This window comes from Methylobrevis albus, assembly GCF_015904235.1.
GTDB lineage: Bacteria > Pseudomonadota > Alphaproteobacteria > Rhizobiales > Pleomorphomonadaceae > Methylobrevis_A > Methylobrevis_A albus.
The window spans coordinates 355032-374015 of sequence record NZ_JADZLT010000040.1 but is presented as its reverse complement, the minus strand read 5'-3'; the positions used below and the strand labels follow the sequence as shown (position 1 = coordinate 374015).

At 70.1% G+C, this 18984-nt stretch carries 18 protein-coding genes and 2 pseudogenes; 5 read left to right on the top strand and 15 right to left on the bottom strand.

All coding sequences use genetic code 11. From position 1 onward, the window contains the following. Positions 1-28: 28 nt before the first annotated feature. The 8 genes and pseudogenes from I5731_RS03790 to I5731_RS03755 form a co-directional block, all read right to left on the bottom strand. Positions 29-637: a ferric reductase gene (locus I5731_RS03790; protein ID WP_197310023.1), complete on the bottom strand. Its 609-nt coding sequence runs from the start codon at positions 635-637 to the stop codon at positions 29-31. Then, positions 621-1127: a peptidase associated/transthyretin-like domain-containing protein gene (locus I5731_RS03785; RefSeq protein WP_235981498.1), complete on the bottom strand. Its 507-nt coding sequence runs from the start codon at positions 1125-1127 to the stop codon at positions 621-623. Before I5731_RS03785 ends, I5731_RS03790 begins: the two co-directional genes overlap by 17 nt. Before the next feature lie 207 nt (positions 1128-1334). Beyond that, entirely contained in the window at positions 1335-2453 is a 1119-nt protein-coding gene (locus tag I5731_RS03780; protein WP_197310022.1) for a branched-chain amino acid ABC transporter substrate-binding protein, read from the bottom strand. Between the two features lie 178 nt (positions 2454-2631). Further along, positions 2632-2985, bottom strand: coding sequence for a DUF6867 family protein (locus I5731_RS03775; RefSeq protein WP_197310021.1), 354 nt, complete (start codon positions 2983-2985; stop codon positions 2632-2634). 21 nt (positions 2986-3006) lie between these two features. Continuing rightward, positions 3007-3774 carry an ABC transporter ATP-binding protein gene (locus I5731_RS03770; protein WP_197310020.1) on the bottom strand — a complete coding sequence of 256 codons (768 nt, stop codon included), beginning with the start codon at positions 3772-3774 and terminating at the stop codon, positions 3007-3009. 23 nt (positions 3775-3797) lie between these two features. After that, positions 3798-4643: pseudogene (locus I5731_RS03765) on the bottom strand (ABC transporter ATP-binding protein); the annotation flags it as partial. Further along, positions 4643-6022 (bottom strand): high-affinity branched-chain amino acid ABC transporter permease LivM, encoded by a 1380-nt coding sequence (gene livM, locus I5731_RS03760; RefSeq protein ID WP_197310018.1) that lies wholly within the window; start codon positions 6020-6022, stop codon positions 4643-4645. The gene livM and the pseudogene I5731_RS03765, both read right to left, overlap by 1 nt. Positions 6023-6024: 2 nt before the next feature. Beyond that, on the bottom strand, positions 6025-6942 hold the full coding sequence (locus I5731_RS03755) for a branched-chain amino acid ABC transporter permease (protein WP_197310017.1): 918 nt from the start codon (positions 6940-6942) through the stop codon (positions 6025-6027). A gap of 388 nt (positions 6943-7330) precedes the next feature. Here I5731_RS03755 and I5731_RS03750 point away from each other — a divergent pair, with 388 nt between their 5' ends. Both I5731_RS03750 and I5731_RS03745 read left to right on the top strand, forming a co-directional pair. Further along, positions 7331-7873, top strand: a complete 543-nt coding sequence (locus tag I5731_RS03750; protein WP_197310016.1) for a flavin reductase — start codon at positions 7331-7333, stop codon at positions 7871-7873. Continuing rightward, positions 7873-8871 carry a P1 family peptidase gene (locus tag I5731_RS03745; protein WP_197310015.1) on the top strand — a complete coding sequence of 333 codons (999 nt, stop codon included), beginning with the start codon at positions 7873-7875 and terminating at the stop codon, positions 8869-8871. Before I5731_RS03750 ends, I5731_RS03745 begins: the two co-directional genes overlap by 1 nt. Positions 8872-8879: 8 nt before the next feature. On the opposite strand, the gene I5731_RS03740 is transcribed toward I5731_RS03745, so the two are convergent. From I5731_RS03740 to I5731_RS03710, 7 genes and pseudogenes are all read right to left on the bottom strand, one after another. After that, positions 8880-9821 (bottom strand): phosphatidate cytidylyltransferase, encoded by a 942-nt coding sequence (locus tag I5731_RS03740; RefSeq protein ID WP_197310014.1) that lies wholly within the window; start codon positions 9819-9821, stop codon positions 8880-8882. Beyond that, a complete protein-coding gene (locus I5731_RS03735) occupies positions 9818-10486 on the bottom strand; it encodes a lysophospholipid acyltransferase family protein (protein ID WP_407941817.1) in 669 nt (222 codons plus the stop codon). Before I5731_RS03735 ends, I5731_RS03740 begins: the two co-directional genes overlap by 4 nt. Then, complete coding sequence (locus I5731_RS03730) at positions 10486-10845, bottom strand: hypothetical protein (RefSeq protein WP_197310012.1); 360 nt, start codon at positions 10843-10845, stop codon at positions 10486-10488. The genes I5731_RS03735 and I5731_RS03730 overlap by 1 nt, the downstream gene beginning before the upstream one ends. Before the next feature lie 128 nt (positions 10846-10973). Further along, positions 10974-12302, bottom strand: coding sequence for a phosphatase PAP2/dual specificity phosphatase family protein (locus tag I5731_RS03725; protein ID WP_197310011.1), 1329 nt, complete (start codon positions 12300-12302; stop codon positions 10974-10976). Between the two features lie 2 nt (positions 12303-12304). Continuing rightward, positions 12305-14053, bottom strand: a complete 1749-nt coding sequence (locus I5731_RS03720) for a bifunctional alpha/beta hydrolase/class I SAM-dependent methyltransferase (RefSeq protein ID WP_197310159.1) — start codon at positions 14051-14053, stop codon at positions 12305-12307. 39 nt (positions 14054-14092) lie between these two features. Beyond that, a pseudogene (locus I5731_RS03715) lies at positions 14093-14704 on the bottom strand (CDP-alcohol phosphatidyltransferase family protein); the annotation flags it as partial. Positions 14705-14851: 147 nt separating this feature from the next. Then, positions 14852-15115, bottom strand: a complete 264-nt coding sequence (locus I5731_RS03710; protein WP_197310010.1) for a hypothetical protein — start codon at positions 15113-15115, stop codon at positions 14852-14854. A 144-nt stretch (positions 15116-15259) separates the two neighbouring features. On the opposite strand from I5731_RS03710, the gene I5731_RS03705 reads away from it, so the two are divergent. The 3 genes from I5731_RS03705 to I5731_RS03695 all read left to right on the top strand — a co-directional run bounded on the left by I5731_RS03705 (position 15260) and on the right by I5731_RS03695 (position 18810). Continuing rightward, positions 15260-16039, top strand: a complete 780-nt coding sequence (locus I5731_RS03705; RefSeq protein WP_197310009.1) for a response regulator — start codon at positions 15260-15262, stop codon at positions 16037-16039. Beyond that, entirely contained in the window at positions 16036-18093 is a 2058-nt protein-coding gene (locus tag I5731_RS03700; protein WP_197310008.1) for a hybrid sensor histidine kinase/response regulator, read from the top strand. Before I5731_RS03705 ends, I5731_RS03700 begins: the two co-directional genes overlap by 4 nt. Positions 18094-18321: 228 nt before the next feature. Then, positions 18322-18810: a cupin domain-containing protein gene (locus I5731_RS03695; protein ID WP_197310007.1), complete on the top strand. Its 489-nt coding sequence runs from the start codon at positions 18322-18324 to the stop codon at positions 18808-18810. The last annotated feature ends 174 nt before the right edge of the window (positions 18811-18984 follow it).

Here is an 18984-nt window from a genome sequence, read left to right as displayed (position 1 = left end):
CGCCAGGTTCTGGCGTCAGGTTCTGGCCTCAGGTCCCGGCGCGCCGCCGCCAGCGCGCGAGCAACGGGCGATAGAGGCGGACCACCGCATGCGCGGCCGCCCCGACGGCGCCGGCGCAGAGCACCAGCTTGCTGATCATCTCCATCGCGCCGTCGATCAGCACCGCGTGCCAGGCCGCGCAGACCACCGCGGCAAGGCCGACGAGGCTGTGCACGCGCCGCGCGACCACCGGGCGGGGCACCGCCCGCACGAGCCCGCCGAGCAGCGCGACGACCATCAGCAGCACGAGCCCGGCGACGCCATAGACCGAGAACGGCGTCGGCGACTCGAGCAGCAGCGCGTCCATGATGTCGTCCGGACTGTAGAGGTAGAGGCCGATGACGTGGCCGACGGCGAGCGCCACCGCGACCGCGCCGACCAGACGGTGCCAGCCGAGCCGCTGCGGACCGGGCAGCGCGCCGCTGGCGAGCAGCGGCTGCACGAACAGCAGCGACAGCGCGACGATGCCGGCAAAGCCACCGGCGACCCAGACCGCGTCGCGCCCGGCGAGCAGCGGGCTCGCCGCGGCGATCGCCACCGGCACGACCGCGACGGTCGTCACCAGCACGATGCGCAGCACGTCAGCTCCCGGCACCATCGGTGCTCGGTGCGAGGATGAAGTCGACCTCGATGCTGGTGTCGTTGCGGCTGCCCAGCACCGGGCGGAGGAACAGCGTGCCGTAGCCCGGATCCTCATAGGCGATGTGGATGTGCGGCTGGCCGAACTGCGGCACCACAGGCGACGTCTCCAGCCGGTAGCGACCCTCGGCGTCGGTCATCACGCTGCCGCGGTTGCTCGGCTCGCGCTCGCCGCCGCGCTCCGTGGCGGTCCAGATCTGCACGCGGACGTTGGGGATCGGCGCGCAGGTCCCGGCATGGCGCACGGTGCCGCTGACGATGAAGCCGGTGCCGAGGTTTTCGACCATCGGCGCGCCGGCGACATAGTTGTTGCGGCCGCCGCGCATCGTCTCGGTGGCGGCGCAGGCGCCGTCCTGCGCAAGCGCGGGCAACGGCGCGGCGAGGGTGAAAACCAGGGCCGCGGCAACCGCCAGCCGGCCGGCGACACGATGGGCGGGACGGATGGTCATCGGCCGTGCTCCTGTGGTTGGCAACGTCTCCCGGTGTGCCGGAAGCCGATGTCGAACATAGGGCAGGTGATCGGCGGGACGGGCGCAGCGCTTCAAGATCGCGTGATATCCGGACAAGAAAAATCCGCCGCATCGGGTGATGCGGCGGATCTTTCAGATGCAGCGGCCAGCCGGCCGCCTCAGGCGGCCGGACCACACGAAGCTGGATTACTGCAGCTCGGTGTAGGTGATCTTGCCGGCGTCGTTCGCCTTCCAGACGTACATCGTGTAGTCGGCGTCGGTACGGTCGCCCTTGTCGTCGAAGGCGAGGTTGCCGATGACGGTCTCGACGGCGTCACCGCCCTTGAGCGCGGTCGCGACGGCTTCCGGATCGTTGCTGCCGGCCTTGGTGGCACCGGCGGCGATGACCTGGATCGAGGCGTAGGCGTAGAGCGTGTAGGCTTCCGGCTCGAAGCCCGCGGCGCGGAACTTCTCGACCGCGGCGGTTGCGGCCGGGTTCTTGCGCGGGTCCGGACCGAACGTCATCAGCGTGCCTTCGACGGCCGGGCCGCCGATCGCGGCGAACTCGTCCGAGGTGATGCCGTCGCCCGACATCAGCACGGCCTTGAGGCCGGCTTCCGACGCCTGGCGGATCAGCAGGCCGCCTTCCGTGTGCAGGCCGCCCCAGTAGATGACTTCGACGTTCGCCGACTTCAGCTTGGAGATCAGCGCCGAGAAGTCCTTGTCGCCGACGTTGACGCCTTCGTAGACCGCTTCGGTGATGCCGGCCGCGTTGGCCGCCTTCTTGGTCTCGTCGGCGAGGCCCTGACCGTAGGTGGTCTTGTCGTGGATGATCGCGACGGCCTTGTCGGCGAAGTTCGCGGCGATGTAGGCGCCGGCGACCGCGCCCTGCTGGTCGTCACGGCCGCAGGTGCGGAACGTGTTCCACAGGCCGCGCTCGGTGAACGTCGGGTTGGTCGAGGCCGGGGTGATCTGGAAGATGCCGTTTTCGGCGTAGACTTCCGAAGCCGGGATCGAGACCGACGAGTTGAAGTGGCCGACCACGAAGGTCACGCCGTCGCCGACGAACTTGTTCGCCACCGAGACGCCCTGCTTGGCGTCCGACACGTCGTCGCCGAGCACGATCTCGATCATCTCGCCGTTGATGCCGCCGGCGGCGTTGATGTCCGCCACGGCCTGCTCGGCGCCCTTCTGCAGCTGCGCGCCGAAGGCGGCGTTCGGGCCGGTGAACGGACCACCGACGCCGATCTTGATGTCGGCCTGCGCGGCACCCGCGAATGCCAGGCCGGCCGCGAGGACCAGACCGGACAACAGATAGTTCTTCATGACTGCGTCTCCCGTTCGATTTTTCGAGATGGGCGCCCCCTCTGGACGCCCCCATGCGGATGTCGCTCGCGAAATCTGTCTCAGTTCGCTCGCCTTGTCATCCGGATTCGAATGATCCGAAGGTCGGATCGAATGCGCCTTAACCCCTTGTATTACAACTCGTTGTTCCGGGTGCCGCTCAGGCTTTCGCCTTCTCGCGCCAGCTGAACGGCCCGGTCTTCTCGTAGAGCCAGTAATACTGTTTCGCCATCTGCCCGGTCCGGGTGTAGCGGAAGCCCGCCGCCCCGATCAGGCTGACCACGATCGTGTCGACGATGTAGTAGTGCAGCGACAGCAGCGTGCCCTCGAACATCGCGAAATGGATGAACCGCACGGCAAAGCCGAGGATCAGCAGATAGAAGGCGAGCGAAAGCCCGCCGCGCCAGGTCTGCGCGCAGGCCCGGCCCGTCATCCACGCCAGCCACCCGCCCATGATGCAGGTGACGAGGATGAACAGGAAGATCGAGGTTTCTTCGTAGAGAATGCCCTGCATCGAAGATGTCTCCCTCCGCGCTCAGTGGCGCCCGCCCTCGAGATAGGCGGCGCGCACTTCCGGATTGGCGAGCAGTTCCTGGCCGGTGCCCGACAGCGTCACGAGGCCGTTGACCATCACGTAGCCGCGATGGGCGAGTTTCAGCGCATGAAAGGCGTTCTGCTCGACGAGGAACACGGTCAGCCCCTCGGTCCGGTTGAGATCGCGCACGGCGTCGAAGATCTGCTTCACGATCAGCGGCGCGAGGCCGAGCGACGGCTCGTCGAGCATCAGCAGCCGCGGCCGCGCCATCAGCGCACGGGCGATCGCCAGCATCTGCTGCTCGCCGCCCGACAGCGTGCCGCCGCGCTGCGTCAGGCGCTCCTTCAGCCGCGGGAACAGCGTGAACATCCGCTCCACGTCGTCGTTGAAATACTTCAGCTTGTCGAGCGACGCGCCCATCTGCAGGTTTTCGAGCACGGTCATGCGCGGGAAGATGCGCCGACCCTCGGGCGACTGCGCGATTCGGAGTCGTGCGATCTCGTGGCTCGGCATCCGGGTGATGTCGCGCCCGTCGAACAGCACGCGGCCCTCGCGCGCCTGCGGGTTGCCGAAGATCGTCATCATCAGCGTCGACTTGCCGGCGCCGTTGGCGCCGATCAGCGTGACGATCTCGCCCGGATAGACGTCGACGTCGACGCCCTTCAGCGCGATGATGTTGCCGTAGTAGGTCTTGACCCCCTCGACCTTCAGCAGCGGCGGCCCGACCTTCGCGACGGTGGTGTCCTGGGTTTCGATCACCGCCGTCATTGCCGCGCCTCCTCGACCACCACGTCGAGGGCCTCCTCGACCTCCGCCACCTCGTCGTCGTCGACGCCGAGATAGGCGGCGATGACGCGCGGGTCGGCCTTCACCTCGGCGGGGGTGCCGTCCGAGATCTTGATGCCGTATTCGAGCACCACGACGTGGTCGGAAATCTCCATCACCACCGACATGTCGTGCTCGATCAGCAGCAGCGACGTGCCCTCGGTCTTGCGAATGTCGAGCAGCAACTGGTTGAGCTCGCCCGATTCACGCGGGTTGAGGCCGGCCGCCGGCTCGTCGAGGCAGAGCAGCTCCGGCGAGGTGCACATCGCCCGGGCGATCTCCAGCCGGCGCTGCGCGCCATAGGGAAGGTCGCCGGCCGGGTCGTCGGCGCGGTCGGTCAGGTTGATCTTGTCGAGCCAGTACTTCGCCTTCTCGATTGAGCGCTTCTCGGCCTTCTTGTAGGCCGGGAAGCCGATCAGGCCGAGCACGGTCATGCCGGACGCGATCATCAGCGGATTGTGCTGCGCGACCAGCAGGTTCTCGAGCACGGTCATGCCCGAGAACAGCCGGATGTTCTGGAACGTGCGCGCGACCTTGGCCGTGGCCGAGATCTTGAAGTCCGCCATCCGCTCCAGAAGGTGCGTCGAGCCGTCGCCATGCTGCAGGCGCAGCATGCCCTGCGTCGGCTTGTAGAAGCCGGTGATGCAGTTGAACACGGTGGTCTTGCCGGCGCCGTTCGGCCCGATCAGCGCGGTGATGTCGCCGCGCCCGGCGGCGAACGACAGGTCGTTCACCGCGACGAGGCCGCCGAAGCGCATCGTGACGTGTTCGACCGAAAGGACGGGATCCTTTTCCCAGGACGGAGCGGGCATCAGCCGTGACCCTCCTGCACGAGGGAGCCGGAAACCGCCTTGCGTTCGGTGAGGAACGCGGTCGGCTCGCGCTGGCCGACGAAGCCGCGCGGCTTCCAGACCATGATCGTGACCATGGCGAGGCCGAAGATCAGCATGCGGAAGAGATCCGGGTTGAAGTCCGACCCGAACACCACCTTCAGGAACGACAGCTCGCGCAGGATCTCGGTGCCGCCGATCATCGCCACCGCCGCGATCGCGACGCCGATCATCGAGCCCATGCCGCCGAGCACCACGATGGCGACGATCACCGCCGATTCGAGGAACACGAAGGATTCCGGGCTGACGAAGCCCTGGCGGGCGGCGAAGAACGAGCCGGCGAAGCCGCCGAACATCGCGCCGATGGCGAACGCCGTCAGCTTGGTGTTGGTCGTGTTGATGCCGAGCGAGCGGCAGGCGACCTCGTCCTCGCGCAGCGCTTCCCACGCCCGGCCGATCGGCATGCGGCGCAGCCGGATCGTGACGAAGGCGGTGAGCAGGGCGAGCGCGAGGATCAGATAGTAGAGGAAGATCTTGTAGTACGCGCTGGAGTTGGCGAGGCCGAACACCTTGCCGACGTAGTTCGGGTCGGCCACGTTGAACGTGATCCAGCCGAACAGATCGACCTTCGGGATCGACGAGATGCCCGCCGAGCCGTTGGTGAGCTCGCGCCAGTTGATCAGCACGAGCCGTATGATCTCGCCGAACGCCAGCGTGACGATGGCGAGATAGTCGCCGCGCAGGCGCAGCACCGGGAAGCCGAGGATGATGCCCCACATCGCGGCGAGGATGCCGGCGAGCGGCAGCAGGATCCAGAACGACAGCCCGAAGTGCGTCGCGAGCAGCGCGTAGGAATAGGCGCCGACCGCGTAGAAGGCGACGTAGCCGAGATCGAGCAGGCCGGCGAGGCCGACGACGATATTGAGGCCCCAGCCGAGCATCACGTAGATCAGGATCTGGATGCCGAAGTTGTCCACCCACTTGATCGACTGCTGGTAGCCGAGCATCGACACGATGATCACGGGGTAGAACAGCAGGAAGACGAGGCCGATCGTCTTGATGTTGCGGCGGAGGAACGACGGCTCGGCCGTGCTCTCGACCTTCGGCTGCGCCTTCCACATCGCCATGCGCGGGAAGACGAAGGCGCGCAGCACGAAGCGCCCGACGGCGACGATGCCGACGATGATCGCGACGAGGCCCCAGTGGCTCTCGACGATCAGCTGGTTGCTCATGTTCTGGGTGGTTCTCAGGCCGACGAGCGGCCCGAAGATACCCAGCGCGATGACCCCGGACAGCACCGCGTCTTTCGCGGCGGCGGCGAAGTCGGGCTCGAACGGGCGAGCCGGAGCGGAGGTGCTCATGATCAGACCTTCTCGACTTCCGGTCGTCCGAGGATGCCCTGCGGCATGAAGATCAGCACGATGGCGAGGATCGAGAAGGCGGCCACGTCCTTGTAGTCGATCGAGAAGTAGCCCGACCAGAACGTCTCGATCAGCCCGATCAGCAGCCCGCCGAGCACGGCCCCCGGCAACGAGCCGATGCCGCCGAGCACCGCGGCCGTGAACGCCTTCACCCCCGGCACGAAGCCGTCGGAGAAGTTGACCACGCCGTAGTACATCAGGAACAGCGTGCCGGCGACGGCGGCGAGCGCCGCGCCCATCACGAAGGTCAGCGAGATGGTGCGGTCGACGTTGATGCCGAGCAGCGCCGCCATCTTGCGGTCCTGCTCGCAGGCGCGCTGGGCGCGGCCGAGCGAGGTCTTCTGCACGAGGAACCAGAAGCAGGCGAGCAGCACGGCGGTGACCGCGATGATGATCAGCTGCTTGTAGGAGACCGACACCGTGAAGCCGTTGCGTTCCCACAGCGCGATCGACTCGGTGACCATCGGCGGCACCGGCTTGTTGCGCGGGCCCTGGGCGACCTGGATGAAGTTCGACAGCACGATCGACATGCCGATCGCCGAGATCAGCGGCGCGAGGCGGAACGAGCCGCGCAGCGGCCTGTAGGCGACCCGCTCGATCGTCCAGCTCATGAGGCCCGTCAGCACCATCGAGATGACCATCACGATCAGCAGGGCGAGCGCGACGGACGCGACCCCGAGCCAGGTGGTCAGCACGAGGAAGAAGATGAGCGCGATGAACGAGGAAACCATGAACACATCGCCATGGGAGAAGTTCACCATGCCGATGATGCCGAAAACCATGGTGTAGCCGATGGCGATCAACCCGTAGATCGACCCCAGCGTCACCCCATTGATGAACTGCTGAAGGAAAAGCTCCATGCGTCCGATGTCCCCTGCGGTCGCGCGGCGTTTTCGCCGTCATGCCCTTTTTGTCGCACCATTGTTGTGCGTGCCGGTTCCATTAGCAAGCCGACTTCGTCAGCACAACGGCGTGCGGATGCAATCGCATGGGGATAGCGATCGTTTGGTGAGTATCCCGGCAAGAGGCCGGCATCACGGAGATTTTTGCGATATTGCCGGGAGCGATCTGGTGAAATCCGCGATGCCGACCGGTGCATCGCCCGGTCGACGTCGACGCCGGGCCGGGCGTGATCGCGCCCTGGGCTTCCGATCGGCGCGACATGCGCCATATTCCGGGTGCACGTTCCGCCGCCACCCTCCCCGGCCCCGCCCCACCCGTTCGCTCCGCGCGTAGAAAGTCCGTTCCATGACCCGCCCCACCGGCCCCTTCCCGCCGCCCGACGCGCCGGTCGCCCCTCAATCGGATGCCGCGGCGTTCCGCGATGCGCTGGCCCGCGTGCCGGCCGCCGTCGTCGTGGTGGCGACCGATGGCACCGCCGGGCTCGGTGGCTTCACGGCGACGGCCTTTACCTCGGTCTCCGACGCGCCGCCGACGATCCTCGTCTGCCTCAACCGGAAGAGCACCCAAACCGAGGTGTTCCGGACCAACGGCGTCTTCTCGGTCAACCTCCTGCCCGCCGACGGCCGCGCCGTCGCCGACCTTTTTGCGGGCTTCACCAAGACGGCGGCGCCGCTGCGATTCGATCCCGCCCTCTGGCAGCGCGGCGCCGGCGGTGTTCCGGTGCTGAAATCGGCGCGGGTCGTGCTCGAGTGCCGGCTCTCGGCGCTGACGCCAGTCGGCAGCCACCACGTGCTGTTCGGCGAAGTCGACCGCGTCGCGATCAAACCCGCCGCGCCGGACGCGGCGGAAATCCTGCTCTACCACGACCGCGGCTATCGGGAGATCTGATGCGACAGACCGGCCCCCTCAACCTGATCACCGACGTTCCCGGCCTGCGCGTCGGCAACGCCGAGGACCATCCCGGCATGACCGGCGTCACCGTCCTCGTGCCCGACGAGCCGGCCACCGCCTCCGTCGCGGTGCTCGGCGGCTCGCCCGGCACGCGCGAGACCGACCTGCTCTCGCCCGAGCAGACCGTGCCGACGGTCGACGCGCTGGTGCTCGCCGGTGGCTCGGCCTACGGGCTCGAGGCGGCGGCGGGCGTCACCGCCGGTCTCGTCGCGCGCGGCAGTGGCTTCAAGGTCGGCGGGGCGCTGGTGCCGATCGTGCCGGCGGCGATCCTGTTCGACCTCACCGTCGGCGACAAGCCGTGGAGCCTGCCCGGCGCCGACGGCCCGGAGCCGCCGCACCGCCGTCTCGGCCGTGCGGCCTTCGAGGCGGCGCTCGCGCGCGGGGATCGCCGCTTCACGATCGGTGCCGCCGGGGCCGGCCTCGGCGGCACCGCCGCCCGCGGCCGCGGCGGCCTCGGCTCGGCCTCGACCGTGCTCAGCGACGGCACCATCGTCGGCGCCCTCGTCGCCGTGAACGCGCTCGGCTCGGTCACCATCGGCGACAGCGACCACTACTGGGCGGCACCGTTCGAGATCGGCGACGAGTTCGGCGGTCGCGGCTGGCCTTCGCCGATGCCCCGCGATGCGGTCGACCTCGTGACCAAGCGCGGCGGACTGCCGGTCGCGAACACCACGATCGCCATCGTCGCCACCGACGCGACGCTGGACAAGGCGGAGGCGAAGCGGATGGCGAGCGCCGCGCACGACGGCATCGCCCACGCCGTCTGGCCGGCGCATACGCCGTTCGACGGCGACCTCGTCTTCGGCCTTTCGACCGGCCGGCGGCCGCTCGGCGAGGACGCGATGATGGAGCTCTGCGCCGCAGCCGCGGCGACGCTCGCCCGGGCCATCGCCCGCGGCGTCCACATCGCCCGCACCCGCGGCACCGACGACTGAGACAAGGGTCAGGGCACCCACCAGTAGCGGACGAGGTGGAAGAAGATCGGCGCGGAGAACACGACCGAATCGAGCCGGTCGAGCATTCCGCCGTGCCCTTCGATCATCCGGCCCCAGTCCTTGACGCCGCGGTCGCGCTTCACGGCGGACATCACCAGCCCGCCGAAGAAGCCGAGCAGCGCCAGCACCAGCGCCATCGCAGCGGCCTGCAGCGGCGTGAACGGCGTGATCCACCAGAGCGCCGCGCCGAGCAGCACCGCACTCGCCGCCCCGCCGACGAAGCCCTCCCAGGTCTTCGACGGCGACAGCGCCGGCGCGATCTTCCGCCGCCCCAAGAGCTTGCCCCAGACGTACTGCAGCACGTCGCTCGACTGCACGACGAGCACGAGGAACGCGATCAGCAGCAGCCCGCGGCCCTCGTAGCCGGGGATCGGCAGCGTGAGCAGCGCCGGTACGTGGCTGAGGCAGAACACGCAGACCATCAGCCCCCACTGCATCTCGGCGACGCGCTCCATGAAGCGCGTGGTGTCGCCGCGCAGCGCCATGATGATCGGCAGCAGCAGGAAGACGTAGACCGGGATGAAGATCGAATAGAGCCCGTACCATTCGTCGTAGACGAGCCAGTACTGCGCCGGGATCACCACGAAGAACATCGCCGCGAGCGCCCGGTGGTCGGCGCGGCGGGTGTCGGTCAGCGTCAGGAATTCACGCAGCGCGGCAAACGACGCGAAGGCGAACAGGATGATCACCCCCGCCTTGCCCGCGACGAAGGCGGCGGCGATCAGCGCCACCATCACCCACCACGCCTTGATGCGGGCGTTGAGATTGTCGATGCCCGGGCTCGGCCCGGCTCCGGCCCGCCGCTTCAGCACGAGGCCGATCGCCGAGGCGAGCGTGAGGAACGCGGCGATGCCGAGGAAGAGCGCGATGGTCTGCTCCCGCGCCGTCATGGCCGCGCCTCCCCTGCCCCGTCCGCGACCGCCGTGCCCGGCTTGGCCGACAGCGCCACCACGGCGGCGCGGGCGCGGGCGAGGAACGCATCCTTCTCCTCCCCCTCGCCGAGCCGCAGCGGCGCGCCGAAGCGGACGTCGCAGAGCAGCGGCACCGGCAGCACCTCGCCCTTCGGCAGCACCCGGCTGAGATTGTCGATATAGACCGGCACCAGGTCGACCTCCGGCCGCGTGCGCGCGATATGGTAGAGGCCCGACTTGAACGGCAGCAGCCCGGCGCCGCTGGTGTTGCGCGTGCCCTCGGGAAACAGGATCAGCGACTGCCCGGCGCCGAGCGCCTCGGCCATCCGCGTCACCGGATCATTGGTGCGCGTCGCCGGATCGCGGTCGATCAGCAGCGCGTCGAACACGTCGCGGCCTAGGAAGCGGCGCACCCGGTCGGCCTGCCAGTAGTCCGCCCCGGCCACCGGCCGCGTCTGCCGGCGCAGCGCCGGCGGCAGCACGGTCCAGATCAGCACGAAGTCACCGTGGCTGGCGTGATTGGCGAAATAGATCCGCGGCTCCGGCGATGGCGTGCAGCCGATCCAGTTGCCGCGCACGCCGGTGACGACCCGGGCGAAGCCCGTGACGGCGAAGGCGGCAAGCGTGGCGGCAAATCGGCGGATCATCGACCGCCCTCCCCGATGAAAAGCAACGCGACCGCGATCGGCAGGACAATCTGCGCCACCGCCGCGATCACCTGCAGGCGCAACAGCCGTTTCGCCCCGGCGACGCGCGCGCCGAGCGGCCGGCCGGCCTTTTCCGGCGGCAGCAAGCCTGCCGTCCGCATCGCGGCGTCGAAAGCGGCGAGGTCGGGGCTGCAGGCGAGGCGGCGGAACAGGCGGGCGTCGAGATCGACCCGAAGGCCGAGCCAGAGGCACCAGAGGCCGATTGCGACCGCGACGAGGCCCGGCGCCAGCAGCGCGGCGTCTATCGTGCCCACGAGCGCCGCGACCGCGCCGATGGCCCCCGCCAGCGTCAGCAACCGCGACAGCGCCCCGAGCGGGCGGCCACAGGCGCAGAGGTCCGCGGCGATGCCGGCGAGCATCTCGTTTTCGGCCGCGGGCGCACCGGATGTTTGGGTCGTCCCTGAAGTTGCCGGGCCGGATTCGCTCATGGCAACCGGGCCGCCTCTTCCACAGCGATCAGTGTATCGTCGCAGAGGACCACGCGCGCGCCGGCCGCCGCAAGCAGCTTGACGGCCGCATGCGCGTCGGCGACTCGGCCTGTGCGCACCAGCCAGGTCGCCGCGGCCGCGGCGCTGCGCGAGAAGCCGAGCGCGCAGCAGACCAGCACCGGCCCGCGTCCCGCCGCCCGCACCCGCTCGATCGCGATCGCCGCGTCGCGCAGCAGCCGTGGCGGCGGCATGACGAGATCGAGCGCCGGGACGGCGACCACCGGCGCGCCGCGCACGGCGGGAAGCTCGGCGGCGAGGTCGACGATGGCGACGAACGGCTGTTGCCAGACCGGCGACCGGTCTGACCGCGCCGGGAACCGGCCGATGTAGACACCGTCAGAAACCGCGACCGGCCGCGGCGCACGCCGGGTCCAGAGCCGCGAATTGGCGAAGGCGGCGAGGATGTAGGGCGCGAGCAGCAGCCGGGCCGCGAGGCTCATCCGCCCGTCGGCGCGCTTCTGGAAGCCGGCGGGACCGAAATACGCATAGTTCGCCGCGACCAGCCCCAGCGCCACCGCCGGCCAGAACAGCCACAGCCCCGCCCCGCCGAGGGCGAGCCCGAGCGCGGCGAACAGGGCCGCTCCCGCGAGATAGCGCAGCGCCAGGACATGGCGGCGCGGATCGCTGGTGAGCGCTGCCGCGGCGAACGGGCTCGGCGCCGCGTCCGGCCAGATCCACAGGCAGGCGAGGCCGAGCAGCGCGCCGGTCGGCACGTCGATGAAATGGTGCTGGTAGGTGGTCAGCACCGAGACGCCGATCAGCGCGAACCAGACGTGCAGCAGCGGCCGCAGCCAGCGCGGCAGGTGGCGCGCGTAGAGCACCCAGAGGATGACCAGCAGCGCGATGTGCAGCGACGGCGCCTGGTTGAACGGCTTGTCGAAACCGGCGAGCGCGTCGAACAGGAACCCCGGCAGGCCGCCGCCGGTGTCCGGCTTCTCGAAGGAAAAACGCAGCGGCGCGACGAGGAAGCAGGCGACCGCGATCACCTGCGCGGTAAGCAGCCGTCGGCCGTGCGTGTCGAGTTCGGCCCGCGTCCGCGCGACGAACAGCGAGGCACCGTAGAAGAGGTTGACCGACCAGTAGGGGATGATGGTCCAGGCGATGAACGGAATGTGCCGTTCCCAGCCGAACACCACCACCGGCACGCCCATGCGCTGCGCCGCCAGCCAGTTGGCCGCGCCATAGCTGAGGTAGAAGAACGGGGCGAGGACGGCGAGCCAGGCCGCCGCGCGGGCGAACGGCCGGCCGCCGGGGGCGGAAGCCATGCTCAGTCCGCCCTGCGCCGGGCGAGCGACACCGTGAAGATGCCCCACGGATCGATCCGCTGCGTCAGCTTGTCGAAGCCGGCCGCCGCGACGAGCTGGTCCATCTCGCCCTGCGTCCGCCGCCGCATCACCCAGGCGGCGCCGTCGCGGTGGCTGGTGAGGGCCCGGGCGATCAGCTCGATCTGCGGATGCCACGGCTGGTTGGTGTAGATGAGATAGCCGCCCGGCTCGGTCGCCCGGGCGAGCCCGCCCAGCGAGGCGCGGATCATCCGGTTGTCGGGAAAGAGCTCGTAGAGGCCGGAGACCAGCGCCAGCGTCGGCCGCGGCAGCAGCCCGGCGAGATCCTCGCCGTCGAAGGCGTTGCCGAACTCGAAGGCGGCGATGTCGGCGAGGCCTCTCTCGCCGATCAGCGCCCGGCCGGCGTCGACGTTCAGCGCGCTGTAGTCGCGCAGCAGGATGCGCTCGGGGCGCCCGGCCGCGCCCTCGATCGCGTCGAGCACGTAGCGGCCGTGGCCGGCGGCGATGTCGACGATGCGCACCGGTCGCCCGGCCGCGGCGAGCTCGGCGATGGCGAGCCGCAGCAGTTCCTCGATATGGCGTTTGCGCACCCGGATGCCGCGCCAGCCGATGCTCTCGAGATAGGCGCGGTCGGCCATCCGCCCGAGCGGCCCGCGGCCACGCGGCTCGTTGCGGTAGACGTAATCGAGCGTCGAACCGGAATCGAAGCCGGTCCGGCGGCCGAGCGCCATGCCCTCCGACAGGAGGGCGCCGGCGGCGATCGAGGCGCGCTGGCCGGCCCAGTAGAGGCCGCGCGGCGACAAGGGGCGGAGCGGCGTCGCCAACCGGTCGGCCTCGTCGCGGGTGTGGCCGCTCAAGTCGGCGGCGAGCAGCGACGGCACCTCGAGCGGTTCGGCGAAGCGCTCGGTGAGAAAGCGCCGGATCGCCGCGATCGGCACCGCCCGCTCGCTCTCGCCGAGCGTGTCGTGGAAGAAGCCCGGCAGCACCAGCCGCTCCTTCACCGGCGCGCCGAGGTTCTCGTAGAACCGGTGCTGCGGGCCATGGTGCACCACCCAGTCGGCGCCCGAGATCAGCACCTGCGTCGGTACGGTGATCGCCCGCGCGTCGGCCACCACCCGCTCCGCCGCCTCGTAGAGGCCGAGCAGCACGTTAACCGAGATGGCACGGGTGATCTCCGGGTCGGCCTCGAACGAGGCGATCCGCTCCGCGTCGTGGGTCAGGAACCGCGCCTTGACGTAGGACTGCACGAAGAACTCGCCGCGCAGCCGCTGCAGCAGCTTGAGGCCCGGCCGCGCGAACGGCACGTAGAGCTTCACCTTGAACGCCGGCGCCGCCAGCACCAGCGCCCGGATCGCCGGCGCGTAGTCGTGCACCCAGGTCGCCGCCAGCACCGCGCCGACGCTCTGCGCGACGACGGCGATGTCCGCCGGCCGGACGCCGTGCGCCTCGCCGAGATGGGCGACGAAGGCGTCGAGGTCGCGCACCGAATGGGCGAAGCTCGGCGAATAGCCGCGCGGCCCCGGCGACTTGCCGTGCCCGCGCGCGTCCCAGGCGAAGACGTCGAAGTCCGGCAGGCCGAGTTCGTCGGCGACGTGCAGCATGCGCCCCGAATGCTCGTGGCCGCGATGCAACAGCACGATTGCCCCGCGCGAGGTGCCCTCGGACCGCGTGTGGCGATAGAACAGGCGCGCGCCGTCGTGGCTTTGGAAGTGGAGTTCGGTCCAGCGGCGCATGGGGGCCTTCGGCAGGATCTGAGGCGGGAGAGCGCTCTCGGACGGTGCACGCTCGGCCTCGGCGAGGCCGCGGCGCACCCGGTTGATGATCGTCAGGGCGAGCAGCAGGGCGAGCGCCGGCATCAACCAGAACGCCCACGGCGCCAGCGGCAGGCCGGCGCCGATCCAGAGGCCGAGCGCGCCGAGCACCAGCGCCCGGTCGCTCTTGCCGAGCGGCCCGTCGTAGCGCCGCGAGGCGCCGACCGTCGGCCCCATCACCCCGGCGAACTCCGAGACGACGGCGAGCACGGCAACGCCCGCGACGGGGAGCGCCCCGAACACCGGCAGCACCGCGAACGGCGCGAGCAGCGCCGCATCGGACACGACGTCGGCGATCTCGTTGAGATAGGCGCCGAGCCGGCTCTTCTGGCCGTGCTCGCGGGCGAGCATGCCGTCGATGGCGTTGAGCGCCATGCGCAGGAACAGCCAGACCGGCAGCAGCAGGAACGGCCACACGCGGTCGGCGGCAAAGGTCACGGCGAACCCGGTGGCGAGCGAGCCGGCGAGGGCCGCGATCGTCACCTGGTTCGCCGTGATGCCACCGCGGGCCAGACCCTCCACGACCGGACGCAGCAATCTCTGGAATCGCGGCTTGAGGGCGTAGAGGGTCACGGCCTGCGGCTTTCAATCAGTCTTGGAACTATCGACACTACGCCGTCCGGGACCCCGGCCGGCTGGAAAACGTCAGGCTGAAAAGGGCTTCCTGCTGAAATGCCGCAGGGCTGCACCGACCGGACGGATCCGGCCGAAGCGGCCGGTTCAGTTGAAGATCCGTGTCCGCATCAGCACCGAAGTGTCTGCGCCGACTCGGGTTTCCACGGTGATCCACCGGACGCCCACCGTGGGCTGGCCGGCCGCCGCGCCGCAGCCGGCAGGCGCGCAGGCGATGGTGACGGCCGCCACATCGGGCGTCGCGGCGGGCCGTGGATCCTGTGCCGCGACCGGCATCATGCCGGCGAGGACGAGGCCGGCGCCGACGGTGACTGCGGCGACCGCAGCCTGGCGCCCGAAGGAACGGAACATCGGTTTCCCCCCTGGTTCGTTCTTGGGGGCAACTTCTAGGCTCGATTCGTTTCAGCCGTTTGCCAATGCGGCCGTCGTTTCGTTTCAATTGTTTCACCCGGCATTCCGCTTTGATATCGTTCGCGTCGTAGCGGGGGAGACGGGATGGACGACGCGCAGCGGTCCGCCGGGGCCGTGCCGGCTCGGGCGGAGGCCGCCGCGGAGAGCCTGCACGTCCTGGTGGTCGACGATGAACTCGAGGTGCGCGAGATGGTCGGTGACTATCTTGCCCGCAACGGCTTTGCCGTCAGCCTCGCCGACGGCGCCGCCGCCATGCGCGCGGTGCTCGCCGAGCGCCCGGTGCACATCGTCATCCTCGACCTGAAGATGCCCGGCGAGGACGGCCTCAGCCTCGCCCGCGAACTCGGCCGGCCGGGCGGCATCGGCATCATCATGCTGACCGCGAGCGCCGAGCCGGTCGACCGCATCGTCAGCCTCGAACTCGGCGCCGACGACTTCGTCTCGAAGCCGTTCGATCCGCGCGAGCTGCTCGCCCGCGTGCGCAGCCTCGCCCGCCGCCTGCACCGCCCGCCCGGCGAGGCGGCGCCCGCCGGCCGGCTCGGCACCGAGGTCCGGTTCGGCCGCTACGCCCTCAATCTCGAGTCGCAGCGGCTCTACTCCCTCGTCGGCGAGGAGATCCCGCTCACCACCATGGAGTTCGACCTGCTGAAGGCCTTCGCCGAACGGCCGAACCGGGTGCTGTCGCGCGATACGCTGCTCGAGATCGCCCACAACCGCGACACCGAGGCCTTCGACCGTAGCATCGACATCCGCATCATGCGGCTGCGCAAGAAGATCGAGCTCGACCCGGCCAAGCCCCGCGTCCTGAAGACCGTGCGCGGCGCCGGCTACGTCTTCGTCCCCGGCAGCGAGGCGGACGCATGAGCATCGCCGGCAGCCATGAGTCGGCAGCGCGACCCGGCGACCTCGCCGGCGTGATCGCCGACGTCGTCCGCCTGCTGCGCGGCAGCCGCGACTGGACCGGCTCGATCCGCGACATCCTCGTCCTGCTCGGCACGCGGATGGCGGTGAGCCGGGTCTACGTCTTCGAGATCCACGAGATCGACGACGGCCGCCTCGGCCAGACCTGCCGCTTCGACTGGGCGGCGCCCGGCCTGCAGCCGCTCGCCAGCGACCCGCGCAACGTCGACGAGGCCTTCGCCGTCGACCCGCTGTTCGAGGACTGGACCGCCCGGCGCCGCCGCGGCGAGACCATCCACGGCCTCACCCGCGACCTCACCGGCTATCTCCGCGCCGACTTCGAGCACCAGCGCATCCGCTCGTTCCTGTCGATCCCGATCATGGTCAACGGTGCCTGGTGGGGCCACATCGGCTTCGACGACTGCGAGCGCGAGCGCGGCTGGAGCGCCGGCGAGCGCTCGGTGCTGGAATCGGTCGCCTACCTCATCGGCAACGCCGTGGAGCTCTCCGGCTCCAGCCTGATGATGAGCGAGGCGAGCCGCCAGGCGATGCTGCGCGCCGCCCTCGACGGCATCGTCGTCATCGACGAGGACGGCCGCATCATCGAGTTCAACCCAGCCGCCGAGGCGATGTTCGGCCACGAGCGCGCGCTGGTCATCGGCCAGCGCCTCAGCGACGTGATCATCCCGCCCGCCGGTCGCGCCGGCCACGAGGCGGGCCTCGACCGATACCGCGCCGGCGGCACGCCGAAGATGATGGGCCGGCGGATCGAGGAGGAGGCGATCCGCGCCGACGGCTCGACCATCCCGATCGAGCTCACCATCACCGAGATCCAGGTGTCGCGCCGCCGTCTGTTCGCCGCCTATGTCCGCGACCTCACCGACCGCAAGGCCGCCGAGGCGGAGGCCGCGCGCCAGCGCAACGCCCTGCACCAGAGCGAGAAGATGTCGGCGCTGGGCTCGCTGCTCGCCGGCATCGCGCACGAGCTCAACAACCCGCTGTCGGTGGTGGTCGGCCGCGCGATCATGCTGGAGGAGGACGCCCGCGACGCCGGCCAGCGCGACCAGCTCCGGCGCCTGCGGGAAGCCGCCGAACGCTGCGCCCGCATTGCCCAGACCTTCCTGAAGATGGCGCGCCAGACCCCCGCCGTGCGCCGCACCGTGCGCATCGACGAGATCATCCGCAGCGCCGGCGACCTCGTCGCCTACGCCGCCCGCTCCGGCGGTGTCGGGCTGGAACTCGACCTCTACCCCGGCCTGCCCGAACTCGACGCCGACCCCGACCAGCTGGTGCAGGTGCTGGTCAACCTGATGGTGAATGCGGTGCAGGCGCTGGAGGGCAGCACCGGCCCGCGCCGCGTCGAGGTGCGCGCCCGCACCGACGTCACGGCGCAGCGGCTGGTGGTCGAGGTCGCCGACACCGGTCCCGGCATCCCGGCGACGGCGATGCCGCGCATCTTCGAGCCCTTCTTCACGACCAAGGCCGTCGGCGCCGGCACCGGCGTCGGCCTCGCCGTCAGCCTCGGCATGGCGCAGGCGCATGGCGGCACGCTGGTCGCCGAAAACCGCCCCGGCGGCGGCGCCCTGTTCCGCCTGACCCTTCCCTTCGGCGGCAGCGCCGCGGGGGCAGCGGCGGCGGAGCCCGAAGCCGCCGAGCCGGTGCGCGCCGCCGGCCGCCGCGTCCTCGTCGTCGACGACGAGCCCGAGGTCGCGGCCCTGATCGGCGACATCCTCCGCCGCGCCGGCCACCGGGTCGAGATCGCCGACACCGGCGCCGCCGCGCTCGCCCGCACGGCCAGCGCCGCCTTCGACGCGGTGTTCTGCGACCTGCGCATGCCCGGCCTCGACGGCCGCGGCTTCCACGCCGCCCTCGCCGCCCGCGACCCGGTCCTCGCCGCCCGCATCGTCTTCGTCACCGGCGACCACTTCGGCCGCGGCATCGCCGACGGCGAGATCGCAGGCTGCCGGGTGATCGAAAAGCCGTTCAAGGCGGGCGACGTGCTGGCGGCGCTGACCTGACCACTGGACCACCCGCGAGGGGGACCTTGCGCCGCGCTGCGCCTGCCGCAGGGCCGTCCGGGCCCCGGCCCGCGCGCCCCCGGAGCCGGCGTCGTTGCCGAGCCGGCGCCGACCAAGGTGGATTGCGGGGCGACAGAAAGCGACCAAACGGGACCGGATCGGTCAATCGGGCGATCGGGTCCGCGCTTAGAGGAGGGCCGTCTAGCGACATCAACCGGAGCATTCACGATGAAAACCCTCCAAGGCATCGCCTCGCGCGGGAAGTCCGACCGCCGATCCGATACCGCCTCCATCCGCTCGCGCGAAACGATCAACGTCTTCGAAGCCATCCCCGGCGAGCACCTCGCGATCCTCGTCCGTGCCGGCGACGTCTCGGGTCGCTTCTGCATTCTGGAATCGGTCGCTGCCCCCGGCACCGCGGCTCCTCTGCACAGCCATGCCGAAGAAGAGGTCTTCTACGTCCTCTCGGGCACGCCGACTTTTCAGCTCGGCAACGACATCCACGAGGTCCGGGCGGGATGCACGGTCGTCATTCCCGCCGGCACGCCCCATGCCTGGATCAATCGCAGCAACGCCGATGTGCGGATGCTCGCCATCTTCGCGCCGGGCGGCATCGAGAACATGTTCAGCGAGATCGCCGGGTTGCCCCTCGACAAGGTGCCGCCGATCGCCGCGAGCTACGGGACGACGGTGCTCGGCCCCCCGATGCAGCCGTAATTCATCCGATGGCGGCTTTTTCGCTGCCCATCCGGAAACCGGCAGGGCCACCGCACGCCCTGCCGGCCGCGGCGTCCTGGCCGATGCCGGATCGGATCGGATCGGTGCCGCAACGCGATTTGAAATCAAGGTCAAGGCCGTTCGCGACGAAAGCCGGTCGCCATGATTTTGGCG

Bases quoted from the DNA above. Each gene is read 5' to 3' on its own strand.
- I5731_RS03785 (WP_235981498.1), bottom strand. From the start codon at position 1,127: ATGACCATCCGTCCCGCCCATCGTGTCGCCGGCCGGCTGGCGGTTGCC.
- I5731_RS03750 (WP_197310016.1), top strand. From the start codon at position 7,331: ATGACCCGCCCCACCGGCCCCTTCCCGCCGCCCGACGCGCCGGTCGCC.
- I5731_RS03745 (WP_197310015.1), top strand. From the start codon at position 7,873: ATGCGACAGACCGGCCCCCTCAACCTGATCACCGACGTTCCCGGCCTG.
- I5731_RS03775 (WP_197310021.1), bottom strand. From the start codon at position 2,985: ATGCAGGGCATTCTCTACGAAGAAACCTCGATCTTCCTGTTCATCCTC.
- I5731_RS03695 (WP_197310007.1), top strand. From the start codon at position 18,322: ATGAAAACCCTCCAAGGCATCGCCTCGCGCGGGAAGTCCGACCGCCGA.
- I5731_RS03700 (WP_197310008.1), top strand. From the start codon at position 16,036: ATGAGCATCGCCGGCAGCCATGAGTCGGCAGCGCGACCCGGCGACCTC.
- I5731_RS03725 (WP_197310011.1), bottom strand. From the start codon at position 12,302: ATGGCTTCCGCCCCCGGCGGCCGGCCGTTCGCCCGCGCGGCGGCCTGG.
- I5731_RS03740 (WP_197310014.1), bottom strand. From the start codon at position 9,821: ATGACGGCGCGGGAGCAGACCATCGCGCTCTTCCTCGGCATCGCCGCG.
- livM (WP_197310018.1), bottom strand. From the start codon at position 6,022: ATGAGCACCTCCGCTCCGGCTCGCCCGTTCGAGCCCGACTTCGCCGCC.
- I5731_RS03780 (WP_197310022.1), bottom strand. From the start codon at position 2,453: ATGAAGAACTATCTGTTGTCCGGTCTGGTCCTCGCGGCCGGCCTGGCA.
- I5731_RS03710 (WP_197310010.1), bottom strand. From the start codon at position 15,115: ATGTTCCGTTCCTTCGGGCGCCAGGCTGCGGTCGCCGCAGTCACCGTC.
- I5731_RS03705 (WP_197310009.1), top strand. From the start codon at position 15,260: ATGGACGACGCGCAGCGGTCCGCCGGGGCCGTGCCGGCTCGGGCGGAG.
- I5731_RS03720 (WP_197310159.1), bottom strand. From the start codon at position 14,053: ATGCGCCGCTGGACCGAACTCCACTTCCAAAGCCACGACGGCGCGCGC.
- I5731_RS03755 (WP_197310017.1), bottom strand. From the start codon at position 6,942: ATGGAGCTTTTCCTTCAGCAGTTCATCAATGGGGTGACGCTGGGGTCG.
- I5731_RS03790 (WP_197310023.1), bottom strand. From the start codon at position 637: ATGGTGCCGGGAGCTGACGTGCTGCGCATCGTGCTGGTGACGACCGTC.
- I5731_RS03770 (WP_197310020.1), bottom strand. From the start codon at position 3,774: ATGACGGCGGTGATCGAAACCCAGGACACCACCGTCGCGAAGGTCGGG.